Origin of the sequence: Janthinobacterium sp. B9-8 (assembly GCF_000969645.2) — a bacterium.
In the GTDB taxonomy this organism is placed as follows: Bacteria; Pseudomonadota; Gammaproteobacteria; order Burkholderiales; family Chitinibacteraceae; genus Iodobacter.
In genome coordinates, this window is sequence record NZ_CP014222.1 from 2,736,755 (window position 1) to 2,762,562 (window position 25,808).

31 protein-coding genes and 2 pseudogenes are annotated in these 25,808 nt (G+C 51.3%); 30 read left to right on the forward strand and 3 right to left on the reverse strand.

From position 1 onward, the window contains the following. The first annotated feature begins 19 nt into the window (after positions 1-19). From VN23_RS12150 to VN23_RS12160, 3 genes are all read left to right on the forward strand, one after another. Complete coding sequence (locus VN23_RS12150; RefSeq protein ID WP_046350645.1) at positions 20-1,237, forward strand: hypothetical protein; 1,218 nt, start codon at positions 20-22, stop codon at positions 1,235-1,237. A gap of 14 nt (positions 1,238-1,251) precedes the next feature. Beyond that, a complete protein-coding gene (locus tag VN23_RS12155; RefSeq protein WP_046350644.1) occupies positions 1,252-2,067 on the forward strand; it encodes an Imm52 family immunity protein in 816 nt (271 codons plus the stop codon). A 121-nt stretch (positions 2,068-2,188) separates the two neighbouring features. Then, positions 2,189-2,620, forward strand: a complete 432-nt coding sequence (locus tag VN23_RS12160) for a DUF2513 domain-containing protein (protein WP_046350643.1) — start codon at positions 2,189-2,191, stop codon at positions 2,618-2,620. A gap of 239 nt (positions 2,621-2,859) precedes the next feature. On the opposite strand, the gene VN23_RS21825 is transcribed toward VN23_RS12160, so the two are convergent. After that, a complete protein-coding gene (locus VN23_RS21825; protein WP_046350642.1) occupies positions 2,860-3,564 on the reverse strand; it encodes a putative adhesin in 705 nt (234 codons plus the stop codon). Between the two features lie 485 nt (positions 3,565-4,049). On the opposite strand from VN23_RS21825, the gene VN23_RS12170 reads away from it, so the two are divergent. Beyond that, positions 4,050-4,727: a hypothetical protein gene (locus VN23_RS12170; RefSeq protein ID WP_046350641.1), complete on the forward strand. Its 678-nt coding sequence runs from the start codon at positions 4,050-4,052 to the stop codon at positions 4,725-4,727. 60 nt (positions 4,728-4,787) lie between these two features. Here the strand turns inward: VN23_RS12170 and VN23_RS12175 are convergent, their stop codons facing one another. Together VN23_RS12175 and VN23_RS12180 are read right to left on the reverse strand one after the other, a co-directional pair. Further along, positions 4,788-5,819 (reverse strand): phage portal protein, encoded by a 1,032-nt coding sequence (locus VN23_RS12175; protein ID WP_046350640.1) that lies wholly within the window; start codon positions 5,817-5,819, stop codon positions 4,788-4,790. Between the two features lie 2 nt (positions 5,820-5,821). After that, positions 5,822-7,573: a terminase ATPase subunit family protein gene (locus VN23_RS12180; protein WP_046350639.1), complete on the reverse strand. Its 1,752-nt coding sequence runs from the start codon at positions 7,571-7,573 to the stop codon at positions 5,822-5,824. A gap of 159 nt (positions 7,574-7,732) precedes the next feature. On the opposite strand from VN23_RS12180, the gene VN23_RS12185 reads away from it, so the two are divergent. The 26 genes and pseudogenes from VN23_RS12185 (at position 7,733) to VN23_RS12295 (ending at position 25,800) form a co-directional block, all read left to right on the forward strand. Continuing rightward, positions 7,733-8,521, forward strand: a complete 789-nt coding sequence (locus tag VN23_RS12185) for a GPO family capsid scaffolding protein (RefSeq protein WP_062654892.1) — start codon at positions 7,733-7,735, stop codon at positions 8,519-8,521. A gap of 57 nt (positions 8,522-8,578) precedes the next feature. Further along, positions 8,579-9,670 (forward strand): phage major capsid protein, P2 family, encoded by a 1,092-nt coding sequence (locus VN23_RS12190; protein WP_046350637.1) that lies wholly within the window; start codon positions 8,579-8,581, stop codon positions 9,668-9,670. Continuing rightward, positions 9,667-10,326 (forward strand): phage terminase small subunit, encoded by a 660-nt coding sequence (gene gpM, locus VN23_RS12195; protein ID WP_231743246.1) that lies wholly within the window; start codon positions 9,667-9,669, stop codon positions 10,324-10,326. The genes VN23_RS12190 and gpM overlap by 4 nt, the downstream gene beginning before the upstream one ends. Positions 10,327-10,422: 96 nt before the next feature. Continuing rightward, positions 10,423-10,890, forward strand: a complete 468-nt coding sequence (locus VN23_RS12200; protein WP_046350636.1) for a head completion/stabilization protein — start codon at positions 10,423-10,425, stop codon at positions 10,888-10,890. Continuing rightward, the gene (locus VN23_RS12205; RefSeq protein ID WP_046350635.1) at positions 10,890-11,096 is read left to right on the forward strand and encodes a tail protein X; all 207 of its coding nucleotides are present in this window, start codon (positions 10,890-10,892) and stop codon (positions 11,094-11,096) included. Before VN23_RS12200 ends, VN23_RS12205 begins: the two co-directional genes overlap by 1 nt. Positions 11,097-11,100: 4 nt before the next feature. Further along, a complete protein-coding gene (locus VN23_RS12210; RefSeq protein ID WP_046350634.1) occupies positions 11,101-11,469 on the forward strand; it encodes a putative holin in 369 nt (122 codons plus the stop codon). Continuing rightward, positions 11,466-11,702: pseudogene (locus VN23_RS22450) on the forward strand (phage holin family protein); the annotation flags it as partial. The gene VN23_RS12210 and the pseudogene VN23_RS22450, both read left to right, overlap by 4 nt. 64 nt (positions 11,703-11,766) lie before the next feature. After that, the gene (locus VN23_RS12215) at positions 11,767-12,231 is read left to right on the forward strand and encodes a D-Ala-D-Ala carboxypeptidase family metallohydrolase (protein WP_046350633.1); all 465 of its coding nucleotides are present in this window, start codon (positions 11,767-11,769) and stop codon (positions 12,229-12,231) included. Further along, a pseudogene (locus VN23_RS12220) lies at positions 12,228-12,581 on the forward strand (hypothetical protein); the annotation flags it as partial. The gene VN23_RS12215 and the pseudogene VN23_RS12220, both read left to right, overlap by 4 nt. Continuing rightward, complete coding sequence (gene lysC / locus VN23_RS22150; RefSeq protein ID WP_231743249.1) at positions 12,553-12,768, forward strand: Rz1-like lysis system protein LysC; 216 nt, start codon at positions 12,553-12,555, stop codon at positions 12,766-12,768. The pseudogene VN23_RS12220 and the gene lysC, both read left to right, overlap by 29 nt. After that, positions 12,761-13,222 carry a phage tail protein gene (locus tag VN23_RS12225; RefSeq protein ID WP_046350632.1) on the forward strand — a complete coding sequence of 154 codons (462 nt, stop codon included), beginning with the start codon at positions 12,761-12,763 and terminating at the stop codon, positions 13,220-13,222. The genes lysC and VN23_RS12225 overlap by 8 nt, the downstream gene beginning before the upstream one ends. After that, positions 13,219-13,671, forward strand: a complete 453-nt coding sequence (locus tag VN23_RS12230) for a phage virion morphogenesis protein (RefSeq protein ID WP_046350631.1) — start codon at positions 13,219-13,221, stop codon at positions 13,669-13,671. The genes VN23_RS12225 and VN23_RS12230 overlap by 4 nt, the downstream gene beginning before the upstream one ends. A 26-nt stretch (positions 13,672-13,697) precedes the next feature. Then, positions 13,698-14,414: a phage baseplate assembly protein V gene (locus tag VN23_RS12235; protein ID WP_231743251.1), complete on the forward strand. Its 717-nt coding sequence runs from the start codon at positions 13,698-13,700 to the stop codon at positions 14,412-14,414. Next, complete coding sequence (locus VN23_RS12240; protein WP_046350629.1) at positions 14,414-14,764, forward strand: GPW/gp25 family protein; 351 nt, start codon at positions 14,414-14,416, stop codon at positions 14,762-14,764. The genes VN23_RS12235 and VN23_RS12240 overlap by 1 nt, the downstream gene beginning before the upstream one ends. 3 nt (positions 14,765-14,767) lie before the next feature. Further along, positions 14,768-15,667: a baseplate assembly protein gene (locus VN23_RS12245; protein WP_046350628.1), complete on the forward strand. Its 900-nt coding sequence runs from the start codon at positions 14,768-14,770 to the stop codon at positions 15,665-15,667. Next, positions 15,660-16,208 (forward strand): phage tail protein I, encoded by a 549-nt coding sequence (locus tag VN23_RS12250; protein ID WP_046350627.1) that lies wholly within the window; start codon positions 15,660-15,662, stop codon positions 16,206-16,208. Before VN23_RS12245 ends, VN23_RS12250 begins: the two co-directional genes overlap by 8 nt. Next, entirely contained in the window at positions 16,205-18,262 is a 2,058-nt protein-coding gene (locus tag VN23_RS12255; RefSeq protein WP_062654894.1) for a phage tail-collar fiber domain-containing protein, read from the forward strand. The genes VN23_RS12250 and VN23_RS12255 overlap by 4 nt, the downstream gene beginning before the upstream one ends. A 4-nt stretch (positions 18,263-18,266) precedes the next feature. Then, entirely contained in the window at positions 18,267-18,800 is a 534-nt protein-coding gene (locus VN23_RS12260; protein ID WP_052746598.1) for a hypothetical protein, read from the forward strand. Positions 18,801-18,891: 91 nt separating this feature from the next. Then, a complete protein-coding gene (locus VN23_RS12265; protein ID WP_046352106.1) occupies positions 18,892-20,064 on the forward strand; it encodes a phage tail sheath protein in 1,173 nt (390 codons plus the stop codon). A gap of 15 nt (positions 20,065-20,079) precedes the next feature. Further along, complete coding sequence (locus tag VN23_RS12270) at positions 20,080-20,589, forward strand: phage major tail tube protein (protein ID WP_046352054.1); 510 nt, start codon at positions 20,080-20,082, stop codon at positions 20,587-20,589. Between the two features lie 20 nt (positions 20,590-20,609). After that, positions 20,610-20,915: a phage tail assembly protein gene (locus VN23_RS12275; protein ID WP_046352055.1), complete on the forward strand. Its 306-nt coding sequence runs from the start codon at positions 20,610-20,612 to the stop codon at positions 20,913-20,915. A gap of 8 nt (positions 20,916-20,923) precedes the next feature. Further along, positions 20,924-21,046 carry a GpE family phage tail protein gene (locus VN23_RS21530; protein WP_082752769.1) on the forward strand — a complete coding sequence of 41 codons (123 nt, stop codon included), beginning with the start codon at positions 20,924-20,926 and terminating at the stop codon, positions 21,044-21,046. Continuing rightward, the gene (locus VN23_RS12280; RefSeq protein ID WP_046352056.1) at positions 21,043-21,756 is read left to right on the forward strand and encodes a DNA-methyltransferase; all 714 of its coding nucleotides are present in this window, start codon (positions 21,043-21,045) and stop codon (positions 21,754-21,756) included. The genes VN23_RS21530 and VN23_RS12280 overlap by 4 nt, the downstream gene beginning before the upstream one ends. Next, on the forward strand, positions 21,756-24,338 hold the full coding sequence (locus VN23_RS12285; RefSeq protein ID WP_046352057.1) for a phage tail tape measure protein: 2,583 nt from the start codon (positions 21,756-21,758) through the stop codon (positions 24,336-24,338). Before VN23_RS12280 ends, VN23_RS12285 begins: the two co-directional genes overlap by 1 nt. Next, complete coding sequence (locus VN23_RS12290; protein ID WP_046352058.1) at positions 24,338-24,748, forward strand: phage tail protein; 411 nt, start codon at positions 24,338-24,340, stop codon at positions 24,746-24,748. The genes VN23_RS12285 and VN23_RS12290 overlap by 1 nt, the downstream gene beginning before the upstream one ends. Further along, complete coding sequence (locus tag VN23_RS12295) at positions 24,745-25,800, forward strand: phage late control D family protein (protein WP_046352059.1); 1,056 nt, start codon at positions 24,745-24,747, stop codon at positions 25,798-25,800. Before VN23_RS12290 ends, VN23_RS12295 begins: the two co-directional genes overlap by 4 nt. Positions 25,801-25,808: the final 8 nt, after the last annotated feature.

Sequence of the window (25,808 nt, forward strand, 5' to 3'; positions counted from 1 at the left end):
GTGGCATATAGGAAATAAAATGGTTCCAGCAATTGTTCTTCTTGATATTGCTTTTACATTTGTAGCCACAGCAATCATCGCCAAAACAGTACAAAAAGGCAGTAACAAGACAGATCCGCTTAATAGCGAGGACTCTTTTGATTACAAAAAACCTGTTCGATTTGAAGTGGCCATATCAGATCAAAGCTTAGCGAATATTGCCTCAGCGCTGGCAATGAAAAAAGCCAGCAAGCTCGCAATGAAAGCCCCGGCAAAAACGGCAGGTGCTCCCGTTGCACTCCCTAACGGCAATGTATCCATACAGGCCAGTGTAAGCGCAACGCCACCGCGTATCATTCGCCCAAGTGTGTCATTCCCTCCTGCGGTAGAACAGCCAGGCGCTTTGCCTCATCCCCCCATGAATCCCGAAGGCTGGGAAGCCCGCCTCTGGAGTTCGGGTGCAATTGGTGCCGCTCTGACAACCGAACTCAGCAATATCAGAAAAAAGCGCACCTGCCGTTGCACCGTAGAAGGCAACACCAAAGAAGTGAACATGAATACCATGCTCAGTTCAATGCTGTTTCAATGGGTAGTGGCAAATGTTCCTGATTATGAAAACTGGCGGGAAAATAAGTTTTCAATCAAAATCAAAAAAGGCAGCACAAAATCAGACGATGCTGAATTGCATAAAATACGCGATGAAACCGAAGGCGTAAGCAGTGATTACTCGCTGGAGAATAAAGTATTTACACCAGATTCCGTTTTTGATTACGCAAAAGTAACAGAAGAATACAAGGCAATGCTGTACTATTTTGTGCCTGTCACCATCAAAGAATATGTATTAACTGCCGATCCTAAAAAAGTACAGTTTGATGGATTCTGGCCGAGCTATTGTTCTTTAGTTGAAGCGAAGTATGGGTACAAAACATTATTAGAACGCTCAAAAACTGATTCATTTGAACATGCAAAATGGCTTGCTAAAAAAACCAATCCCCGTCGTGGCGATAAAATAACTCCTGATGACGCAAAAGATATTTTCAGCAAGAAAATGCGCGAACAGGCACAGCGACAAGCTGATGCAATAAAAACTCAAATAGAGTCACCATGTGGAATTCATCACTTTTGGATTTTCACAGAAGATACTGTTTCAAACCATATGAAAAAAATATTTGATTCAAACAAATATAAAGATTTAAACAATATAATTTGCGTTGCTTTAGATAGAAAATCATTGCAATTAATTAACAAAAAAATATAAAGAGAGAATATACAATGGCTCGCCACACTGTAGAAGCATCTATAATAAGCACAGACAGTAATAAAAAAAATGAATTCACATCCAGATATTTATCTTACATGCAATTAAACAAAGAAATAATCAACAAATTAAATGGAAAGACTCACTTAGATTGGCACCTAAAAATTGGAGATGACGAAAGACTTCCATATGCGACCAACATTAACGCAGAAAAATATATAGATCTAATATTTGAATCTGAAGAATTTATAAACGATGGATGGTCTAATATTAAATTAAACAATGCTAGGTTAACAAAAAAAGAAGAGGAAGACGATGTATTATTCAAAAAGTGGCTTCAAAACAAAATAGATACCATCCAAGTTGATTTTACTTCTTACTTAAGTCTTGATGCGAATCTAGCAAATATAGATTTTGACATTTCCGGAGAAAAAGATAGTCAGTTTTTTTTCTGGCTGGTTAAACTATTATTTGAATATTTCTCAAACGACATCAAATTCTTTAACGTAACCCAAACAAGCGGAAATACAGATTTGCACTGCATTTTCCCAGATAGAAGGGAAATAAGCTGGATGCAACTAATAAAAGCTGAATTATTAGCTGAAGATGTACCTTCTGCTTATGCCGTTTGGTACATGCCCAATATTGGGTCGGTAGTCATAAGTACACAAGAAGTATTTAGCAATGAGAGTAAGCAACACCGAGATACAGCCCATGCGATAGAGCAAGAGTTGCATAAAATTGGCTTACTTCCCTTAATAAAAGGCAGTAGTGATCTTGGATTTATTGGCCGTGAGGAATGGCGAAAAAATATGGGACTAACAAATTAACCCCACTTATCGATGGCTTTACTGTCAAGTTTTAGTGCGTAAACCTTTGGGGCCAGATCTTACATTCGACATGAAGTAATTAATTTAACCCAGTTATTCAATCTTCAAAGGAGCAATAGAAATGAGCCCAAACATCGAATACATCTCAAAACTTCTTGATGTCTTCATCAACTCACCCAAAGCACATATTTCAATTCAAGACATTCAGAACGCCGGCATAACAATCTCAAATCAATCAGGACTAGATGACGAATTCTTATTTCATCTACAGCTTGCTCTGGAAAATGAGTTAATCAGCAATCGAGACTTACAATTTAGCGGGCTGAAATCTATTGGCATTAGAATTGGTGGAGGTGGCAGCGTAACATTAACATCCATACCAATTCGGCTTACACAGAGGGGCCATGATTTTGCCAAATCTTTACAAAATAAAGAAATACTATTAAAGCTAAAAACAGAACTGAAAGATGCACCATTCAAAACAATTTTTGATGGAAGTCAAAAGCTACTAGAGCACTACCTCAAGAAACGGCTCGATGCGTTGATTGAGTAAGTCACCAAGTTTTTTTAGTTTTTAGGGTCAGGTCTTACATTTGACATGAGCAATCAATTTAACTTGCTTTGCAAACCACTGTAAATTTTATCTCATGTAAAATGTAAGACCTGACCCCATGCTTTTTTCTTGCAAAGGCACGCAATCCCCCCCGTATCAAGGGGGATCGCCTACCGTTATTTCTGCCTATCATTATATTGAGAGGGGATTACCATTTACACAATTTTAGTCACATACTTTTAACGACTAACGCGGCATGCACCAAAATGTATTACCTGATAATTAGCCCCTGATTTTAAAATAGCTTCAAAAACATCCGATAAATGTCTTTTATGCTCTTTCTCCGTAACAAGCGCGATATCAATATCACGCCCATAAGAACCTTCTTGATATGATTTTATAACTTGGTCATTTTGATCATGGATATATAGCGCATAATCTTTTACTGTAGTTAGTTCTTGCACTGTTTCTTTAACCCCAATTGCTGACGAAAGTAACATTTTTTCCATATTTTCTGGCGAAGTGTTTCTCATCTCTGCGAGCTTCGATAAATCATCAGAAGATAATCCAGTTCTAGGCTTAATGCCATCAAGCAATGCCTCATCTGAGCGCAGCGACACTTCAGTTAATACACTAGATCCTTTTGTAAAGTCCCCATCTCCCGTATAAAAATCTAGCCGCATGCCTTTTGGGACTTCCGTCCAGCCGTCACCTACTTGACGAGTAAAATAGCTTGACTCTTTCTCCAACTCCTTCCACCCGCCATGACAATGAATAACCAATTGGTTAGCTTTACCATTTTGACATAGAGTAATTCCATTATGCTTAAGTATGTTAATTCCATCGGCGTCGATACCATTAACTTTTTCTGGTTGTGCAGATGTTTGACTACGAAAAGTAGATGTTAAAGCAGAGCATAGAGCATTAATAGATGGAGATGGCATTTTAATGTGAAATATGTAATATAAAGGTTTATTATATTGGTTTCAGTATAGATTTGACTTTCAAAAAACAATCCTTCATTCATCAATGGTAACCCTCCCTCAAAATGACTCTAGGTAGAAGTAAAATTACGCAATCCCCCTTGATGCGAGGGGAATTGCGTGCATTGCAATAACAGGCAAGCAATACGCAAATTATGCAAGCTTTTGTAGGGGCATTTTTTACCGTTTAGGGCCTTATTTGGCGCGGCTTAAGCCTTCCTCATGCAGGTGCATAAAAAATAGTGGGTTAAGTGGGCAGGCGTGGCGGGGTCACGAGGGCGCGCGCTGGGGTAACAAGAGTAAAAGAGCTTAAATTTGTAGCGTAGAGCAATGACGTTTAAACTTAATACTCTAGCTTGCCCTTTCCGTCCAGTTTTAGACCAATCAAGCAGTTAAACCTCTAACTGCTATTAAACAACATCTATTCTTATATGCAAGGATTAAAAATGGACAATATGAAAGCAGGCATTATTTATGTTAGAAGCCTCAATGAAAATAATGATATAAATACTTTTTTCGAAGAACTAGATAAGAGCAGAAATATTTATAAAAACTTCACCTACTCAAAACGAGATGAAACTTTCATTCGAGAGATATTACGTGATTACATTACTAAAAATGGAATTTCCTCTTTATTCAATTACTCAATCACCTGTGATGCGCTTATGCATAAAGGAATTCATGTCAATGAAATAGAGAAAGTTATTCTAGGGTTCATAAAAAACTTGAATGGAGTAAAAAACCTTATCATCACTGATACATATTTTTATGAAGCATCAACGCATCCTTTTTGCATAGATATTTTAAAAAAAATTATATCGGAAATTTCAAAAGAACTTGAAAGTATAACTTTCATGACATTAGAAAAATCAAAAGACAAAAAGAAAATAATACATGACGCTATAAAAAGCGTAATACCAAAAATAAAAATTATAGATATTATTAGCAATGATTTTCATGATAGATTTTGGATAGACATAGACAACCTCAAGGGGGTTATTATAGGAACATCACTGAATGGCATTGGAAAAAGAATCGCTCTAATCGATAATTTATCAACTAATCATGTTAAAGAAATAATCGACTTGATCTATTTAATTAAGAACAAAAAAAACAAACAGTAACTCTATAAATATAGTAAATATCATGAAAAATAAAAAGCCCGCTATTTGCGGACTTGTTCTTTACTTATTTTCTGATAATGAATAAGGTTTGAACCGGATCACCTCCACCCCCAGCCAATCATTCAGCTCCTTCATCCGCTCCTGCAATGGTTCAATCTCGTTATAAGCAAACACGGTCGCCGCCTTCTCTACGTCACCTAAGCCGCCGGTGTTGTTAGGGATGATGCCCATCAGTTGCGCCGGTACGCGGTGGGCACTGAGTTGGTCGTCACGCGTTACGTTTTTGATGTTCCAGAAGTCATCCTTGGCCGCCACTTCAGAGATAGGCAAGATCTGCATGCCGTCTTTCTTGCCGCCAGGCGCGTACACCATTAAGTTTTTAAAATTCCCTGGGCCTTTGCTGCCTTGTAATGCGGTGCGCAGATCATCGATATAGCTTTCGTTTTGCGCGGCGTCGGTCATGTACAGGATGAAACCAGCGTGGCTGCCGTTGGCAAAGTAGCGACGGCGAAACAGCGTGGCCGATTCATTGAGCCAGGTTGAATTGAGCGCCGACAGGTATTCAGGCAGGCCGTAAATCTCCTGATTAATATCGGGCTCTAATAAATGGAAGATGGCCCCTTGCTGGAACTGGTGCTCGTTGGCGTAATCAAGGATCTGAAAATACTGCTCTTCTTTCAGCCCTACCCGCATATATTTAGCCAGCGCATGTTTCAGGCCCAGCACCTTGCCGGTGCGGCTGGTGATCTTTTCTAAGTAGGCATTGCCAAAGATCAGGTAATCGAGCGCGAACTTGGAAAACTCCGACCGGCTTAACAGCGGGTGCGGGATAAAGGTTTTTAACAGGATATTGCGCTTAACTTGCAGCGGGCTGGAATGGTGAACGGTGGCGCGGTAGGTTTTTGCTAGGCCATCAAACGACATCGGCGGCTCGTACCATTTGCCATTGTTCACGCACTCTAAGAAGTCCAGCAGCTCGCGGCGATCCAGCACGGCGGAAGGCTCGCCAAAGGTGAAGGCCACAGCGTTATCGGGCGCTTTTACTTCTGGCGTTAAGGTTGCTTTTGCTTGATAGTAAGATTGTTTTTTCATGTTTAGCACATTTCCATAAAGCCAGAATTGGTAGAGTTCGAGCCTTCGAGCGGCTCATTGAGTAGCGCGTGCATACATGCCCAGGCTAAGTCGGCGTGGCTGACTTCTTCGGAGCGGCTGGCCGTGTAAGTCACATGCCGCTGGCTGGCCGTCATGGTTTTTTGAATCGCCATAAATGCGGCGGCAAGATCCGTCCAGCCCGCGTCAAACTCCAAGCGTCCTTTACGGATCACGTCCTGAGCCTTCATCACTAAGCGCGCTTTCATATCCACGCTGTAATTGATGGCCCTAGCCGCTGGGTAGAACTGTTTAACCAGTTGATAAACGCCTTGCCCAATGCCGGTGGTATCAATGCCGATATAAGCCACGTTGTATTGGCTGCAGATTTGCTTAATGCCTTCGGCCTGCGCGGCAAAGTCCATGCCTTTCCACTGCCGTTTCTCTAAGACGCGGAACTTACCGCCAGGCACCAGCGGCGGGGCCAATACGATCAAGCCCGCGCTGTCCCCAGATAAAGCCGGATCGTAGCCAATCCATACAGGCCAGTAGCCAAAGGGGCGCGGGGCAATGGCTTTGAAGTCCTCCCACTTTTCCCAGCTATCAACCATGCACTTTTGCAATTCAGATAAGGGAAAGATGCTGGCGCTATCGTCGATAAACTCACACATCAGCAAGTTTTGATAATCGTTGGGGTTATATCGTTTTTTGATCTTGTCCAGATCGAACAGATTACAACCGCCTTCAATCGCGTTTTCGATGGTCACGACTTGCCGCCACTGATCGTCACCACAGAGGCGACCTTTTGCGAGGCTGGCGGGTTTAACATCGAGCAGGATGCGGTCGGCTTTGGCGCGGCCTTTATTGAAGGCATCGCCTGACCAGAACGGGTAAGCATCGTGGTTCAGGCTGGAAGGTGTCGAGAAATAGGTTTGCCGCCAGTGCGAATGCAGGGCCATGCCCGAGGCGACTTTTTGGAGTTCCTGAAAACGCGGAATCCAGAAATACTCATCGACATATAGATTGCCGGTGTAACTCTGCGCAGTGCGGGCGTTTGTACCGAGGAAGTACAGCGTTGCGCCATTGGGCAAGACGATGGGATCGCCTTTCAGCTCTAAATCGGCAGCCTCTTTCGCAAAGGCGATAATGTATTGCTTAAAAACATGGGCCTGCGCCTTGCTGGCACTTAAAAAGATCTGATTACGGCCCGTAGTCATCGCATCGAACAGCGCCTCGCGGGCGAAGTACCAAGTTGCGCCAATCTGGCGGGACTTTAAGACATTACGAAAATTGTGTTTCTTGCCCGCCTCAAACCAGCCGCCTTGATAGCCAAACAAAGAATCCAGAAAGGCTTCTTTGATTAAAGCGACGTGCTCATCGTTAAAATCGTTCTTAACGGCCTTCTTGCGCTCTGCCTTGTTTCGGCTGGCAATATTCGGGTTTAAATCAGCCTCATTACCACCGCCGTTGTATTTATTGATCCGCGCCACTCTTTCCATTTGCCGCGAGAGCAAATCAATTTCTTTAAAGTCGATTCCTTCTTTTTTGTCCTTATTCAAAAGAAAGATGTAGCGCGATTCGAGGGACTCTTCGACGCGCTCAATCAGCTTCTTTTTGTCCCACTCATCGCGCCGTTTCCAGCTATGCACCGTGGCGGGTTTTTCGCCTAATGATTCCGCAATCCTTGATACCCGCCAACCTGCCCAGTAAAGCCGACGGGCTTCGGTGCGGGGCTCTTTGCTGTGTGTATTTTCCATAGCCAAAGGCTAAGGGAATAAAACAGAGGTGTATTTGAATGGTTTTTGTGAAATAGGAATTCACAAAAGGCGTTAATTGATGGGGGTTTAATTTGTGTTGATAGTGGGGGCTACCGAGATAAGACACTTATTCAATTCAAATAAATCGCAGAAGGATATATGAAATATAAATCTTTTCGAGTTGCCACCGAAGGCTCCACCACAGATGGCCGCAAGATCACCCGTGAATGGCTTAGCCAGATGGCCAAGAATTACAACCCTAAGCAATTTGGGGCGCGCATTAATTTAGAACACATCAAGGGCCTTTATCCAGATAGCGTGTTTAAAGCCTATGGCGATGTGGTTGCCGTATCCGTCAAAGAAGAAAACGGCGCAATGGCGCTCTTTGCCACTATCGACCCGACGGCTGATCTGATCAAGATGAATAAAGAACGGCAAAAGGTTTACACCTCTATCGAAGTAGACCCCGACTTTGCAGGCTCAGGCGAAGCCTATCTGGTGGGACTTGCTGTCACCGATAACCCCGCCAGCTTAGGCACAGAGATGCTGCAATTCTCTGCTACCGCCGGAAACAACAGCCCGCTATTTTCCCGTAAAACAAATAAAGCATGTTTGTTTACGGATGCCATTGAATTTGCGCTCGAAGAAGAGCAAGAGGAAGCCCCCACCGTGTCTATTTTAGATTCAGTTAAAAAAATCTTTGCCAAAAAAGAAGTACAAACCAATCAGCAATTCTCAGATATTCAGCAAGCCATTGAAGCCGTAGCCGAGTATCAAGCCGAAACCGCCGAAGGCCATAGCACGCTCAATAGCCGTATGGATGAATTAAACGCCAGCATTACCGAATTACGTGAATTCAAATCAAAGATTGAAAACGAACCGGCGCATTTTTCCGGAGGTCGTGATAAAGCAACCGGCGGCACAGTGTCTTTAGAAACAGACTGCTGATTAATTAATATCCCGCCATTCAATAAAAACAATTCAATACCCGATTAAGGAAACACCATGCGCAATGAAACGCGAATTGCCTATAACGCTTTTGAAAAAAAAGTTGCTCAATTAAATAATGTTCCCTCCGCAAATCAATCCTTTACGGTTGATCCATCCATCCAGCAAAAGCTAGAAACCCGCGTGCAACTGTCGAGCACCTTCCTCGGTAAGATCAATATGCCCTCTGTCACAGAGATGGAGGGCGAAAAACTGGGGATGGGCGTAACCGGCACGATTGCAGGCCGCACCAATACTAAAAAAAATCCACGTAAAACGCGTGATGTGACGGGATTAAGCTCTGGCCGCTATCGCTGTGTACAAACCAACTTTGATACCGGCATCGGCTATGCAAAGCTAGACATGTGGGCCAAGTTTCCAGACTTCCAGACCAAAATCCGCGACATGATCGTTCACCAGCAAGCGCTTGATCGAATCATGATCGGCTTTAATGGTGTATCGGTGGCCGAAGACACCGACCGCGAGAAATTCCCGCTCTTGCAAGACGTGAACAAAGGCTGGCTCCAGCAGTACCGCGACAACGCGCCGACCAATGTGATGACAGGCACAGAGAAGCACCCTGACAAAATCATTGTTGGTAAAACCCAGGTCAAGGGTGAAGACGACGTTACATGGAAGACCGAAAAAGGCGAGTACAGCAACCTCGACGCGCTGGTGTTTGATGCGGTGAATACTCTGATTCACCCCGAGTACCGCGAAAACCCCAATTTAGTGGTGATCGTATCCAGCGAATTACTAGCCGATAAATACTTCCCCAAGATCAATAGCGAGCACGCGCCCACCGAAGAAATGGCGCTGGATATGCTGATTAGCCAAAAGCGCATTGGTGGCAAAACCGCCGTCACCGTGCCTTTCTTCCCGAAAGACAAAATACTGATTCAGCCACTGGCTAATTTGTCGCTGTACTGGCAAGAGGGAGGCCGCCGCCGTCATGTGCGTGAAGAGCCGGACTATGACCAGATTGCCGATTACGAAAGCTCGAACGACGCTTATGTGATTGAAGCGTATGAAGCGGGCTGCTTGATTGAAAACATCGAGCTGCTGCCCGAAGAGCGCACGGAAGAAAAACCCGCAGAGGCAGAAAAGTGAGTCCCGCAAAAGCCCACTTGCTACGCATGACGGCGGCTCAGCTCTCGAAAGAAAGCGGTTCGGGTGCCCATGTGAATGCCAGCGGCTACGCGCTGATGTTGCATAAGCTGGCGAGCGACAAGCGACGGCTTAAGCAGATCCAGTCCCTTAGCCGCAAGATCGATGCCAAGCGCGAGATGCTGCCCGATTACGCACCATGGATCAGCGGCGCTTTATCCGCCCAGGGCGGCGGGCAGGATGAAGTGCTGATGACGGTCATGGTGTGGATGATCGACACCGGCAACTTCACCGCCGCGCTGCCGATTGTGCGCTATGCCATCAAGCATAAATTGTTTCTGCCGGATCAGTACCAGCGCACCTTGTCGTGCCTGGTGGTGGAAGAAATGGCCGATACCGCCATGAATGGCCGGGCATTGGGCGAAGTCATCGACGTCGCCGGGTTGCAAGAGATTGCCGAAATCACCCAGGCCGAAGATATGCCCGACCAGGTAAAGGCCAAGCTGTTTAAGGCCATTGCCTACGGCTTATCTGAGCACAACAAACCCGCTGCCGCCGACTATTTCCGGCAAGCCTTAGCACTGCACCCCAAGTGCGGCGTGATTAAGGATCTGGAAAAACTGGAGCGGGAAATGAAGAACAAGGCCGCTGAAAAGTAGCCGACCGGGCGAACCCCGCAGCGAGAGGCAGGGGGAGGCGAAGCCTTTTAAGGTTCTTTCAAATCCCCCTCCACCTCTTCTTCACAAGGGCAAAACATGGGATTTATTGCAGCACAAAAAAACGATGAAGTCTTAGAGCCCATCATTAAGAACAGCGGCTTCTGGCCGGATATCGATATCGCCGACGCACGGCTCAGCCTGCGCCTGGATGGCACCGTCACCCCGCCGCGTTTAAAGATGGCACTGATTGCCGCGATGGCCAGCGCCAATCAAGACCTGCGCAAGTACAAAGCTAAACAGATCGGGCAGGGGTTTAACGACCTGACCGAGGTGGACAGCGACACCATCGACGGCCAGAACATCTTAGTCGGGCATTACACCCGCGCCGTGTACTGCTTAGCCAAAGCCAACCTGACCGAGCGCTACCGGGATTTTGACAGTACCGGCGACGGCCACAATAAGGCCGACCAGCTCAGCGATCCCATCGAAGACTTAAACCGCGACGCACGCTGGGCCATTCGGGATCTGATCGGCAGCGCCCGCGCCACGGTCGAGTTGCTCTGATGCAAGTGATTGCAAGCCAGGGCGAGACGCTGGACGAGATCTGCTTTCGGGTTTACGGCAAAACAGCCGGCATTACCGAGGCCGTGCTGGCTGCCAATCACCGGCTGGCCGATATGGGGCCGGTGCTCAAGATGGGTACCGTGATCGAGCTGCCCAACATCAGCCCGCCCGCCATCCAAAAAACCATGATTCAACTATGGGACTAAACCAATGACCGAACCGCTCACCGGCACCGCCGCCTCTTTCACCGTGTTTTTACTCACTATTGCGGGGCTGTTTTCAGGGATACACGCCGACGTTTTGATGGGCAGTTTTGCAGGGGCCGTGGTGTTTATCATGACCGCGCAAAAGCTCAGCGTTTTACAGAAGATCGTTTTCTTTCTGACTGCCTTTGTGGCCGGTTGTGTGGCCGCAAAACTGGTGGCTGATCTGATCGCCATCCCCCTGCCCGCTTCGATTGTCGTTAGCGAAGGCATCGGCGCACTGATTGCGGGAGCGATCAGCATGAAGCTATTGCAATGGCTGATCCTGCGCGCCGAGCACCCCGAGGACTTGCTCAACATCGGGGGCAAAAAATGAACCTTTATTTACTCATCAGCGTGCTGGCCAGCCTCTTTGCGGCGCTCAGCATTGCCCTGTTCAATCGAAACAGCAAAGCCCATAGCACAAGCATTTCTATTTTTGCCTACGCCTTAACAGTCTGTTACGGCCTCACAGCGATCCGCCTTCTGCTGGGGATCACGCCCGCCAGTGCGCCGCTGACCTTTTTACTGCTGTTTAGCGGCCTGTATTTCTGCTTTAAGCGCGGCAATGTCAGCGATTTATGGGCTGCTTTGGCATGGCCCATCCGGAAATTTCTAAACAAGGAGCCTCACATTGAACACCTCACCCCAGCTCTCCCCACACTTCAGCCTGCGCGAATTCACCGCCAGCCAAACCGCAGCGCAGTACAACATCGACAACAGCCTGCCCGTAAACATGCTCGAAAACGCGGCGTACACCTGCCAGCAACTCGAAAAAGTCCGGGCAATACTCGGAAACAATCCCCTCATTATTACTAGCGGCTGGCGTAACTCCACATTAAATAAGGCGGTAGGAGGCAGTGCCAGCAGCGATCACGCCACCGCCCGCGCTGTAGATATTCGCTGTCCGAAGTTTGGCACGGCCAGAACGATTGCAAGGGTATTGGCCGCCTCTGATATCGAGTTCGATCAATTGATTTTAGAGTCCCCCACACTGCCGGGCGCATGGGTGCATATCGGCTTTCGTAAAGGGGCCAACCGGCGGCAAGTGCTGACCAAGTTTGCCGGGGATAAAACCTATTACGCGGGGGTTAAATGAGCCGACTCACCGCCCTTGCCCTTGTTGCTTTGTGCTTTCTGTCCGCGCTGCTGATTGCCATCAATTTACACCAGGGCCAAAAGCACAAAGCCGAGCTGCTGCAACTGGAATTAAACGCCAGCGAACAAGACAAGGCCCAGCAAGCGGCCTTGCTTGAACAGCTTTACAAAGCCAGCAGCGACAACGACGCCGCCCAGGCTGATTTACGCAGCAGCATTGAAAGCGTCAACACCGCGCTTCTTAAGAACAAACGCGCTATGGAGCAACTTAAAAATGAAAGCAAAGAAGTCAGGGACTGGTCTGATACTCGCTTGCCTGCTGATGTTATCCGCCTGCGCCAGCGCCCCGAAATCGCCAGCGGTGCAGCTTATCGGGATTGGCTGTCCCACCGTGACAGCCTGCCGCCTGCCAGCGAGCCAAGCCAGGACCAACGGCGAACTGAGTCTGGCGATTGATGATCTGGAAGCCGCATGGCACAGCTGCGCGGCACAAGTCGATATGATCCAAAGCTGCCAAGCGAAAATGCAACATGATTAAGCCCGCCGACCTGCGCGAATACCTCTCTAAAACAGTCAGCCACCTTGCCCACAACCCCGATAAGCTCGCCATTTTTATTGATGAAGGCAAACTGATTGCCACGGCGGGCAAGTCGCTTTCCTTTGAATATCAATACACCCTAAACGCCATCATTCAGGATTACGCCGACCACCCTGACACCATTATGGTGCCGGTGCTGGCTTGGGTAAGCAGCAATCAGCCCGAGCTGTTTAGTAATGTCGATAAACGCCAGAACGGCATTAGCTTTGAAGCAGATATCCTGAACCACAACACCATCGACCTTTCGATTAAAATCAATCTGACTGAGCGCGTGGTCGTGCGAGAGGTAGACGGCAAGCCCGTCATCACCCATTACGGCGAGCCGCCGCTGGATGAATACGCGGGCAAAGACTGGGCTTTATTCTTGCGCGATCAGCCGTGGCCAGTTGAATGAGCGACAACTTTAAAGCGCTGGAAGGCTGGGCTTCAGGCTTGCTTGGCAATCTGGACGCCAAAGCATTACGCGGCATGAATAAGCGCCTCGCTACTGAGCTGCGTAAACGCCAGCAAGCCCACATCGCTGCCAACCAAAACCCGGACGGCACGCCCTACGCACCACGCTTGCCGCAGATGCGAAAGAAAGGCGGACGCATCAAGCGCAAGATGTTTACCAAGCTGCGCACCGCCCGCCATCTTAAAACCCAAAGCACCGCCAACGGGGCCGCCGTACATTTCAGCCCCAGCGCCAACCGCCTTGCCCGCGTTCACCAGTTTGGTTTGGTCGATACCGTCAATGCCAAGCGCGGCATCAGGCACAAATACGCAGCGCGTGAATTGCTGGGGTTTAGTCAAAGCGACGACGAACTGATCGCCGAAACGATCCTTGCCCAAATCAGCAAGTAATGTAAAAGCCCGCCTCACACCCGCCCGTGCGTGAACATCGCGCACCGGCGCGGCACTATGGCGCAATGAATCAAACAGCCGAACATTCCCGAATTTTAGAAAGCCTGATCCGCATCGGCACCGTGGCCGAAGTGGATCACACCAACGCGCTCTGCCGTGTGCAAAGCGGCGAGCTGCTGACCGACTGGCTGCCGTGGCTGACCCGCCGGGCCGGTACTGTCCGCAGCTGGAGTCCGCCCAGCATCGGCGAGCAAGTCGTTATGTTGAGCCAGTCGGGCGAAGTGGGCGCGGGCGTGGTGTTGCCTGGGCTGTTTTCAGATGCGATGCCTGCGCCCAGCTCAGCCGCCGCCGTCACTTGTGTGGTCTTTCCGGACGGGGCGCTGGTCAGCTACAACCACGACAGCGGCGCACTCAGTGCCACCGGCATTCAAACCGCCATCATTCAAGCCTCTGTAAAAATCACTGCTGAATGCCCGGAAACTGAAACCACCGGCAATCTCACCGTGGGTGGTGATCTGGTCATTAAGGGCGACAGCACATTTGAAGGGAAGGCGGCGGTGCTTGGCGCATTCAGCTACGCCGCAGGCATGAGCGGTACTGGCGGGGAAGGGGGCGGTGCGACCACGATCACCGGCCCGATTACCCAAAGCGGTGGCGCGATCACCAGTAATGGCGTGGCTCTGGATTCGCATACCCACGGTGGCGTAGAACACGGTGGCAGCAATACCGGCGGGCCAACCTAATGGCGGGCCTGAACAAGCACAGCGGCCATGCGATTGATGATCTGGCCCATATCCAGCAATCAGTGGCCGATGTGCTCACCACCCCGCTGGGCAGCCGCTTAATGCGCCGCGACTATGGCTCTGAAATCCCCGCGCTGATCGATCAGCCTTTAAACGGGGCCACCCGCTTACGCGTCATGGCTGCAACCGCCACCGCGCTTAAAAAGTGGGAACCGCGTATCCGCGCCCAGCGCGTCACTTTAGAGCAGAGCCAGCAACACGGCGCACTCAGCGTCACCGTAGAAGCCGAGCGCATTGATGGTCCGCGCGGCCAGCAGCCGGTGGCGCTTTCTATTCCTCTGCGAGCCTAAGCCATGAAAAGCCAAGAAGTAGACCTCTCCCGCCTGCCCCCGCCCAACCTGATCGAGGCGCTGGATTTTGAAACGATCTTTAATGAACGCAAAGCGGCACTGATTGCGCTCTATCCCGATGCAGCCGCCGTGCTTACTTTGGAATCTGAACCACTCACCAAGCTGTTACAAGAGAATGCTTACCGTGAAGTGATCCAGCGGCAACGCATTAACGAGCGCGGCGCGGCTTGTATGCTGGCGTTTAGCCAGGGGACCGATTTAGACCATCTGGTGGCTAATTTTAATGTACAGCGCTTTGTCATCTCGCCAGCCAATCCAAACGCGGTACCGCCCACCGATGCGGTTTTAGAATCTGATAATTCATTACGCGCACGGGGCCAGCGGGCTTTTGAAGGCTTAAGCGTGGCAGGACCAAGGTCTGCTTATATCTTCCATGCTTTATCGGCGGACGCCCGTGTGGCCGACGCCAGCGCGATCAGTCCCCTGCCCTGTGAAGTGGTGGTCAGCGTGCTGGCGAATGATGGCGACGGCAGCGCCCCTGCTGATTTGCTCAGCAAAGTCAGGCTGCTGCTATCGGGCGAAGATGTGCGCCCCGTGGGCGACCGGCTTACCGTGCAGTCGGCCAGCATCGTGAATTACGCCGTCACTGCCGTTTTATATCTTTACCAAGGCCCGGAAAAAGGCCCGATTTTAGAAGCCGCCCACGCCCAGCTTAAAAAATACATCAGCACCCAGCGCCGCATGGGGCGCGATATCCGGCAATCAGCCATCTTTGCCGCGCTGCATGTGGAAGGCGTGCAGCGGGTCGAACTCGTGTCGCCGGCTAAAGATGTGGTGCTTGATGAAACACAGGCCGCGCACTGCACCGCCGTGGAAATCAGCGTCGGCGGCATCGATGACTAAATCACTGCTGCCGACCGGATCAAGCAAGTTAGAGCGCGCCATCGCCCAAAGCTGCCAATCAGGCCAGGAATTGCCCATTTTGCTGGCGGCACTTTGGAATGCCGACACCTGCCCCAAAGCCGCCTTACCGTATTTAGCCTGGGCTTTCTCAGTGGACCGATGGGATGAAAACTGGAGCGAGCCGGTGCAGCGGGAGGTGATCCGGCAATCGTTCTTTGTGCATCAGCACAAGGGCACCATCGGCGCACTTAAACGCATCGTCGAGCCGCTGGGCTATCGCTTAGAGATCACCGAATGGTGGGAAGAAAACCCCGTCGGCCCGCGTGGCACCTTCAGGCTGGAAGTCAAAACCGTAGAGCACGGCATTACCGAAGAAACCCAGATCGAGCTGAATTACTTAATCGATGAAGCCAAGCCACTCTCGCGCCATTTAATAGAAATGAATATCAGCGTCGAGCCACGCGGCCTGATCTATATCGGCGTCGGCCAATACCAGGGCGAAGTCATCAACATCTATCCCAAGGCAATCGACACCCTATGAGCCAAAAATACTTTGCAATCCTGACCACCTACGGCGAAGCCCAGATCGCCGAAGCCACCGCGCAAAAAAAGACCATCCATATTGAAAAAATGGCCGTAGGCGATGGCGGCGGCAACGACACCACCCCGGATGAAAACCAAACCCAGCTGATCAAAGAGAACTACCGCAGCGCTTTAAACTCGCTCAAATCCGAAGCGGGCAAAAACACAGTGATTGCTGAACTCATCATTAAAGAGAATATCGGCGGCTGGTGGATTCGGGAAATGGGGATCTATGACGACAAAGGCGGCCTGATCGCCGTCGCCAACTGCCCGGCCAGCTACAAGCCGCAATTAGAAGAAGGCTCGGGCAAGGTGCAAACCTTAAGAATGGTGTTTGTCGTCAGCAACACCGCCGCCGTCACTATCAGCGTCAGCCAGGATATTGGGATCGCCAGCATTGAGCTGGTCGAAGAAACCATGAAGCAGCATATTGCCGATGACGATCCGCATTCAAAAGATTACTACAACAAAAAAATCACCGACAAAACCAACGCCGACCTAAGGCAAGACCTCAGCGCCGCCGCAGTCAAAGAGGGAGACCGTGGCCGCGATGAAGCGATCCATCATGCAGATGAAGCAGACAGCGCCCACAGCCAGGCCGCAGACCCGCACCCGCAATACACCACCGAAGGTGAAACCAGGGGGCTGATTCAAGAGCACGTCAACGCGCCTAACCCGCACGGTGAACACTATTACCTGAAGAGCGAAGCGGATGAAAGATACCCAATACTTGGAGCGTATTTAGGAAAATCACTTTCTATCAATGGCGTATACAACTCGAATGCGGAATTGTTTTCTGAAGGCGGTTTGTATAGCTGGACACAGGGCGCATTCCACAATTACACCCAATTTCCCCTGGACAACAAAGCGTCCTGGCTTGTCTCACAAAGAACCCAGTATTCCCAAGGCTATTCGATCCTGAGCAGGATCGGCACCTATCGCAATGGCTACGCTTACGGGGCGTCCATCGTCTTTCAAATGACGGGCGAGGGGGATTTAGCGCTGGGGCGCTGGGAGATGCGCCAGGATAGTACGCTGCTGACAAAAAACCTGACGCTGAATCAAGCTACCGAAGCCGCTGATTTTTCGCGGGTGGTGTTTGAAAAAAAGAACCCCAGCGCGACCAAGCAAATTTTAGGGGCGATTACCTGGGATTCATTCAGGGATGTTTCCGCCGTTTCCAATGTCGCCGCCATCTGGGCAGAGGGCGCGGGTACAGCGGCCAATTGGGGCGAGTTGCACTTTGGCATTACCACCAATGGCGACGGCAACCTGCCGACTAAAATCATGTCGATCAGCGATGGCCGTGTTCTGACCAGCCAGCTGCATACCTATTACTTAAAATCACGCGATCCAGCGGGCAGTATTGCGGATAGGGCCAGAGATTACGATGGCGTATCGAGCCTGCTGCGCTGGCAAAACTACGGCAACGGCCATGTGATCTTTGACGGCAGCAATGGCTTATCCCCCAGTGGCGGTGGAGTTAGCGTAGCCAATGCCACCGAGCCTTGGAGAGAAGCCTTCCCCGTTTTAATGGGCTGGAATGGTGAGAATACCCATGGTGTACGTGTTGACTCATGCCGAACGGCTGACAAGCTGCTCGATGGCTCTTTCGGCGTACCAACCGGCGTCCCCGTCCCATGGCCCAGCAACACCCCGCCCGCTGGCTGGATCTTTTTACAGGGCCAGGGCATTAACCCAGCCGAAGCCCCTGTCCTTGCTTCGCTCTACGGTGCCACCCTGCCCGACCTGCGCGGCATGTATATCTCAGGCTGGGATGCGGGGCGCGGTATTGATCCGGGGCGAACCGTATTGAGCTATCAGGCCGCCAATGTGGGCGAACACCAGCACACCGTCCCCTTTGATGATGGCGGCTGGCTGCCTTACTCAGGGGGAGGGGGCCAGCCAGGTGTTAACTATGTGCGACCCCAACCACGGGCTACGGTAGACGGCCCACAGGGCAGAACACACCCGGATAACGTCGCATTTAATTACATCGTACGGTGGGGATAATCCAATGCTTAAGAACATAATCAAACCAGAAACAAAACCCTTGCCGCCGGTTTCCTTCGATCAGGACGGCTTTGCCAGCCACGACGGCATCGTGCCTTGCTTCTGCCACGATACCCACACGCTCGAATATATCGGCAAGGCTGAAATGTGGGTGTCTAAAGATTGCGGCTTGCCTGCCGGTGCAGTGCTGGATGCGCCCAAAGTCAGACCCGCTAAAAACAAAGCCATCATTCGAAATAAGGCAGATCAGTGCTGGGCGCTGATCGAAGACTACCGGAAGATGATCGCTTACCAGACCAGCGACGGCGCGGCGCGTGTGCTGGATACATTAGGCCCGATACCTGAAGGCTTCACCCTGCTGCCGTATTTTGAAGGGGCGGTCTGGAATGGTAAAAAATGGATCACGGAAGCTCAGCCCATCCCGCTGGTTTTAGACTCACCACCAGTCATCGCTGACGATCAATTGCTCGCCTTAAATGAAAAAGTAGAACGGCTTGAAAGCTTATTAGCGCAGGTTTTAAGCGAAACACCCGCCTAAGCGGTGTCGTTCAATGCTTCACAATCCCCAGTGAAAGCCAAATAAAACAGAATCGCCCATGATGGCCCGGTCAATTCAAACCGAGGAAATCATGGGCGATCAATTCCACCATGGTACGCGCGTTATCGAGATTAACGAGGGTACGCGCACCATTCAAACCATCAGCACCGCCGTCATCGGCCTGGTCTGCACCGCCCCCGATGCAGATGCAAAGTTCTTCCCGCTCAATCAGCCGGTACTGATCACCAACGTACAAAAAGCCATTGGCAAAGCAGGCACGAAAGGCACCATGCTGCGCACGCTCAATGCCATTGCTAAACAGACCAGCCCGATTGTCGTCATGGTGCGCGTCGAGCAAGGCAAAGACGAAAAAGAAACCGAGCAGAACATCATCGGCGGCACCGATGAAACGGGCCGCTTCACCGGCCTTAAAGCGCTACTCGCAGCCAACAGCATCGTGCATGTAAAGCCGCGTATTTTAGGGGTGCCAGGCTACGACACTTTACTGGTCGCCAATGAGCTGGCAACCATCTGCCAGAAGCTGCGCGGCTTTGCCTATATCAGCGCTCGCGGCTGCAATAGCGTGGAAGAAGCGCTGGAATACCGCGCCAACTTTGGCCAGCGCGAATTAATGATGATCTGGCCAGACTTTAAGAACCCCAACTGGTCCGGCCTGGATGATGAAGGCCTCGACTTAGCCGTCGCCTACGCCATCGGCTTACGCGCCAAACTGGATAAGGAAACCGGCTGGCATAAGACGCTTTCCAATGTGGTGATTAATGGCGTGACCGGCTTAAGCCAGGACGTATTCTGGGATCTGCAAGACCCGGACACCGACGCGGGCCTGCTCAATAGCAAAGACATCACCACCATTGTTCGCGCCAAAGGCTTTGTGTTCTGGGGCAACCGTACCCTGTCTACTGATCCGCTGTTTATGTTTGAGAACTACACCCGCAGTGCCCAAGTCATCGCCGACACCATGGGCGAGGCGCATATGTGGGCCATCGATCAGCCGATGACGCCAAGCTTAGCCAAAGACATTCTGGAAGGGATTAATGCAAAGGGCCGCGCCTGGGTTTCGGCGGGTTACTTGCTGGGCTTTAACGCCTGGCTGGATGTTGAGGCCAACGGGAAAGAGGATCTGAAGGCGGGCAAGCTCACCATCGATTACGACTACACCCCCGTCCCCCCTCTGGAAAACTTAGAGCTGCGCCAGCGCATCACCGATCAATATCTGATGAATTTTAGCGCCAGCGTCGGCTAATCAAGGGGAATCAATATGGCTTTACCAGGTAAGTTAAAAGCCCTCAATTTGTTTATGGATGGGATCAATTTTGCAGGACAGGTTACGGAAGTGACCCTGCCCAAGCTCAGCCGCAAGATGGAAGAGTACCGGGGCGGCGGCATGAGCGGCACGGTCGATATCGACCTCGGACTTGAAAAGCTCGAAATGTCGGCGACCTACGGCGGCTTTATGCGCGAAATCCTCGCCAGCTTTGGCGCGGCTACGCACGACGCGGTGCTGCTGCGCTTTGCCGGTGGCTATCAGCGGGAAGACTCGGAAGAAGTCGATGCGGTCGAGGTGATTGTGCGCGGGCGCCATAAAGAAATCGATATGGGCAGCCCCAAACCGGGCGACGACACCGAGTTCAAAGTCGCCAGCTCCCTCAGCTATTACAAGCTGACCCTGAACGGCAAAACGCTGGTGGAAATCGATACGGTCAACATGATTGAAATCATCGACGGTATCGACCGCCTCGCAAAAATGCGCAGCGCCATTGGCCTGTAATTAAAAGGATTTAAACCCAAATGAATGTTCAAGAAAAAAACCCCAACACCGTCGAACTCGATACACCCATCACGCGCGGCGAGCAAACGATCCGCTCTATTACCCTCATCAAACCCAAAAGCGGCGCATTGCGTGGCGTGAAGCTGGGCGACTTGCTGCAAATGGATGTGGAAGCCATCACCCGGGTATTGCCGCGTATTTCAGACCCTGCGCTCACCGAGCAGGATGTCCGCAATCTGGACCCCGCCGACCTGCTGCAATTGGCCGGGATTACCGCCGGTTTTTTATTGCAGAAGGACGCCAAAGCGGACTACCCGCAAGCGTAAATTCAGCCATGGCCGATATCGCCATGGTGTTTCATTGGCCCCCGGAGGCGATGAACACCATGACGATCTCTGAGCTGATGGAATGGCGCGAAGAAGCGCGCAAACGATACAACCCAGAAAACAATACATGAAAAATTTCCTCCACCAAGGCGACTGCCTGCCCTTCTTAGAATCCCTCCCCGCCGCCCGGGTTGATGCGCTGATCACTGATCCGCCTTATGCCTCGGGCGGCTTACATATCGGCTCTAAACATCGCAGTACAAGCGAGAAATACCAAAACAACGACACCGTCCGCAAATACCCTGAATTTACCGGCGATCACCGCGACCAACGCGCCCACCTGCGCTGGATGACGCTGTGGTTGTCTGAATGCCTGCGCGTCATGAAAGACGGTGCGCCCATTTGCTTATTCACCGACTGGCGACAATTGCCGCTGACCACCGACGCTTTGCAGGTTGCAGGCTTTACCTGGCGCGGCATTGCGGTCTGGGATAAGGGCGAAGGCGTGCGCCCCCAGATGGGGCGCTTTAGAAATCAGGCGGAATACATTGTGTGGGGCAGTAAAGGCGATATGCCACTGGCCCGCGATGTGGGCGTGTTGCGCGGCGTTTATAAGGAAGTGGTCAAACAAAAAGACAAGTTCCATATCACCGGCAAACCCACCGATTTAATGCGCGATCTGATCAAGATCTGCGCGCCAGGCGGTTTAATTCTGGACCCTTTCGCCGGATCAGGCTCGACCCTGCTGGCGGCGGAGTTGGAAGGCTACGACTGGCTGGGCTGTGAGTTAAGCGAGGAATACAAAAATATTGCCTTAGAACGATTGGCACAGGAGCACTAATGAGCGCGGCGCGAAATTTACGATTAGAAGTGGTGTTAAAAGCAATTGATCAATTTACCGCGCCGTTTAAAGGGGTACTGAATCAAAGCAAGGCGGTTGCAAAGCAAGTCAGCGAACTTAAAAATAAAATGAAAGCACTGGATAAAACCCAGGGCCAGATTGATTCGTTTAAAAAGCTGACCCGCGATACCGCCCAGACCTCGCAGCACATGAAAGCAGCCCAGGAACGCGCCACGGCGCTGGGCAGAAGTCTGGCCGCCACGGCCCATCCAACCCGGCAAATGAGCGCTGAATTTAACCGGGCTAAAAAAGAAGCGGCGGAACTGGCCGCCCGCCACACTCAGCTGGTCAACCAGCAACAAAGCCTGCGCACCTCCTTAAATGCGGCGGGTATTTCTACGCGCAACCTCTCCCAGCATCAGCGCGAGTTACGACAAAACGCCACCAGCACCAGCGCCGCCCTGCAAAGAGAACAACAGCAGCTGGAACGCTTAGGCCGACAGATGCAGCGCCAACATGCCGCCCGGGCAACTTACGACCGAAGCATGAACGTCAGAAACAATCTGGCGGGAGCCGGTGCGGGTATGGCCGTTGCGGGTGGCGGTGCGCTGTATGCAGCTAAGCGGGTGATGGGGCCGGGCTTAGATTTTGATGCGGAAATGTCCAGCGTACAGGCGCTCACCCGACTAGATAAAAACGGCCCCCAGCTCGCGGCCTTACGCAAACAGGCGCGAGAATTAGGCGCGGCCACCAGCTTTACCGCCAACGAAGCCGCACAGGGGCAAGGCTTTTTAGCCATGGCGGGCTTTGATCCGACCGCTATTCAAAAGGCCATGCCTGGCGTACTTGATTTAGCCAAGGCCGGACGGGTAGAACTGCCCGCCGCTGCCGATATGGCCTCTAATATTCTGACCGGCTTTAAGCTGAACGCTGAACAGATGGGCCGCGCGGGCGATGTACTGGTCGGCACATTCACCCGCTCGAATGTCGATTTAAGAATGCTGGCAGAAACCATGAAATACGCTGCGCCGGTCGCTGCCGGTCTGGGCGTGGATCTGGAAACCGCCGCAGCCATGACCGGTAAGCTAGGCGACGCAGGGATTCAGGCCAGCATGGGCGGCACCGCCTTACGCGCCATTATGTCCCGCTTGGCGGCCCCACCCAAAATGGCCGCAGAAGCCATCAAAGAACTCGCCCTACAGACCAAAGATGCAAAGGGCAATCTACGCGACCTGCCGACGATCCTTGCAGAGTTGGAAGCCAAAACCAAAAACATGGGGAACGCCCAGCGGGCGGGATACTTTAAGCATATTGCTGGTGAAGAAGCTTTTAGTGCTTTGCAAGTGCTCACCGCGCAAGCTGGTAGCGGCAAGCTGCAAGAACTGATTGCCACCCTCAGACAATCCGCCGGAGAAGCCAGTAAAAACGCAGCCACCATGAGCGACAACGCGGCGGGCGATATCAAGACGCTGCAATCAGCCTGGGAAGATGTGGGCATTGAAATGTTTGAAGGCAGCAACAGCCCCCTGCGCGAGCTGCTGCAAAATATCACTGACGTCATCCGCAAAACAGGCGAATGGATGAAGGCTAATCCCGAGCTCACAGCAACCATCGTAAAAGTTTCTGCATCAGTAGCGGCAGTCGTTGCCATTCTGGGCGGCTTAGCCCTGGCCGCAGCGGCGCTGTTAGGCCCCTTTGCCATGGTTCGGTTTGCCCTGACCACGATGAATATTCAAATGGGTATTGGCTCAGTGTTAGCCAAAGCCGCCACATGGAGTTATGGCCTGTTGACCGGCGCTTTAAGCCTGGCCGGTAATGCCGCACTATTTATGGGCCGCGCCCTGCTGATGAATCCTATCGGCTTATTGGTAACGGGTATCGCCATTGCCGCCCTGTTGATTTACAAATATTGGGAGCCGATTAAGGCCTTCTTTGGTGGCCTGTGGGATCAGATCAAAGAAGCGTTTAATGGTGGCATTTCAGGGATCGGCGCATTAATTCTCAATTGGTCGCCGCTGGGTTTGTTTTACAGCGCCTTTGCCAAGGTCTTCAGCTGGTTTGGTTTGGAACTCCCCGCCACCTTTACCGGCTATGGCCAGATGATGGTCGACGGTTTGTGGCAAGGGATCGCCGGTAAGTGGGACTGGTTAAAAGGCAAATTCTACGAGCTGGCCAAAATGCTGCCCGAACCGGTACAAAAGGCGCTTGATATCCACTCGCCCTCCCGCGTGTTTGCACAAATTGGGCGGCATACCGTCGCGGGCTTAGACAAAGGCTTAAGCGACAGCCAGCAAGCGCCACTCGATACCATCAGGAACATGGCCCGCAAAATGGCAACCGCTGCCGGTGGCCTGATGATTGGCGGCACCAGCTTAGGAGCCATGGCCGATATCCAACTGGATCAGCGCCCGCCCATGTCCACCCAAAGCAGCTACGGCCAAGCGCCAGCGATCCAGATCACGATTAATGCGGCGCCAGGCATGAACGAACAAGCACTGGCGCAACTGGTCGCGCAAGAAATCGCCAAAGCCGACCGCCAGAAGCAAGTGCGCAGCCGTTCACGCTTAGGAGACAGCGACTGATGATGATGGTCTTAGGTATGTTTGTATTTGAGCTGGCCAGCGCTCCTTACCAAACTTTAGAGCAGTCAAAGTCATGGCGGCACGCCAGCCAGACGCGGATCGGTATCGGCCCGGCGAATCAGTTTCTAGGGCCGGATGCGGAAACCATCGCGCTGAGCGGCGTATTGTATGAAGAACTGAATGCGGGCGAGGTGTCTTTGCTGGCGCTGGAAGAAATGGCCGACACGGGGGAAGCGTATTTTTTAATTGAAGGCACCGGCTGGATTTATGGCGAGTACGTGATCGAATCCATCAAAACCACCCGCAGCCTGTTTTACAAGAACGGCTCAGCCCGCAAGATTGAATTTAACTTAAGCCTGAAGCGGATCACATCCGACCCGCTCGAAACCATCATGGGCCTGTTGCAATGAATGAAGGCCACAAAGCCCCGCGCTTTAAAATCCTAGTCGGCAGTAAAGATATTTCTAAACTGGTGAACGACCGGCTGGTGTCGGTTAGCCTGACAGACAATCGCGGCTTTGAAGCGGACCAGCTCGATATCACGCTGGATGATAGCGACTGCCTGCTGGAAATCCCGCCACGCGGTGCCGTGGTCAGTGTGTCGCTGGGCTGGTCGGATAGCGGCCTAGTCGATAAAGGCCAATATACGGTGGATGAAGTCGAACACAGCGGCGCACCGGATCAGCTCACCATCCGCGCCCGCAGTGCCGATTTACGCGCAGGCTTGTCGGTTAAGAAAGAACGCTCCTGGCATCAAACCACCGTGGGCGCGATTGTGGAAACCATCGCCAAACAAAATAAGATCCAGCACCGGATCGGCCCAGACTTAGCCGGGCAAGCCATCCGCCACATCGACCAGACCAGCGAAAGCGACGCCAGCTTTTTAAGCCGCATTGCTCTGATGTTTGACGCCATTGCCACGGTCAAAGATAACAGCCTGCTGTTTATGAAAGCAGGCCAAGCCACCACGGCCAGCGGCCAGCCCCTGGGTAAAGTGCTGATTACGCGCCAGTCTGGCGATAGTCACCGCTTTGGTATTGCAGACCGGGGCGCATATAGCGGCGTGAAAGCCGCATGGCAAAACACCAAAACGGCCAAGAAAGAAACCACCACCGTAAAACGCAAACCCAGGAAAAAATCAGGCCCAGGGCAAGGTGAAGTGATCCAAGGCGCGGACGATAATGTCAAAACCCTAAGACACGTTTACGCCAGCAAAACCAACGCCGAACGGGCCGCAAAAGCCGAATGGGAAAAACTGCAGCGCGGCGTGGCTCAATTCTCAATCACCCTCGCCTATGGCCGCCCCGAACTCTTCCCCGAACTGCCCGCCAGCGTTTCAGGCTTTAAGCCCATCATTGACCAACAAAACTGGATCATCAGCCGCGCTACACACAGCCTGACCGATAGCGGCTACACCACGGCTTTGGAGCTGGAAGTAAAGGCCAGTGAAGTGGATGGGTAAATGTTACT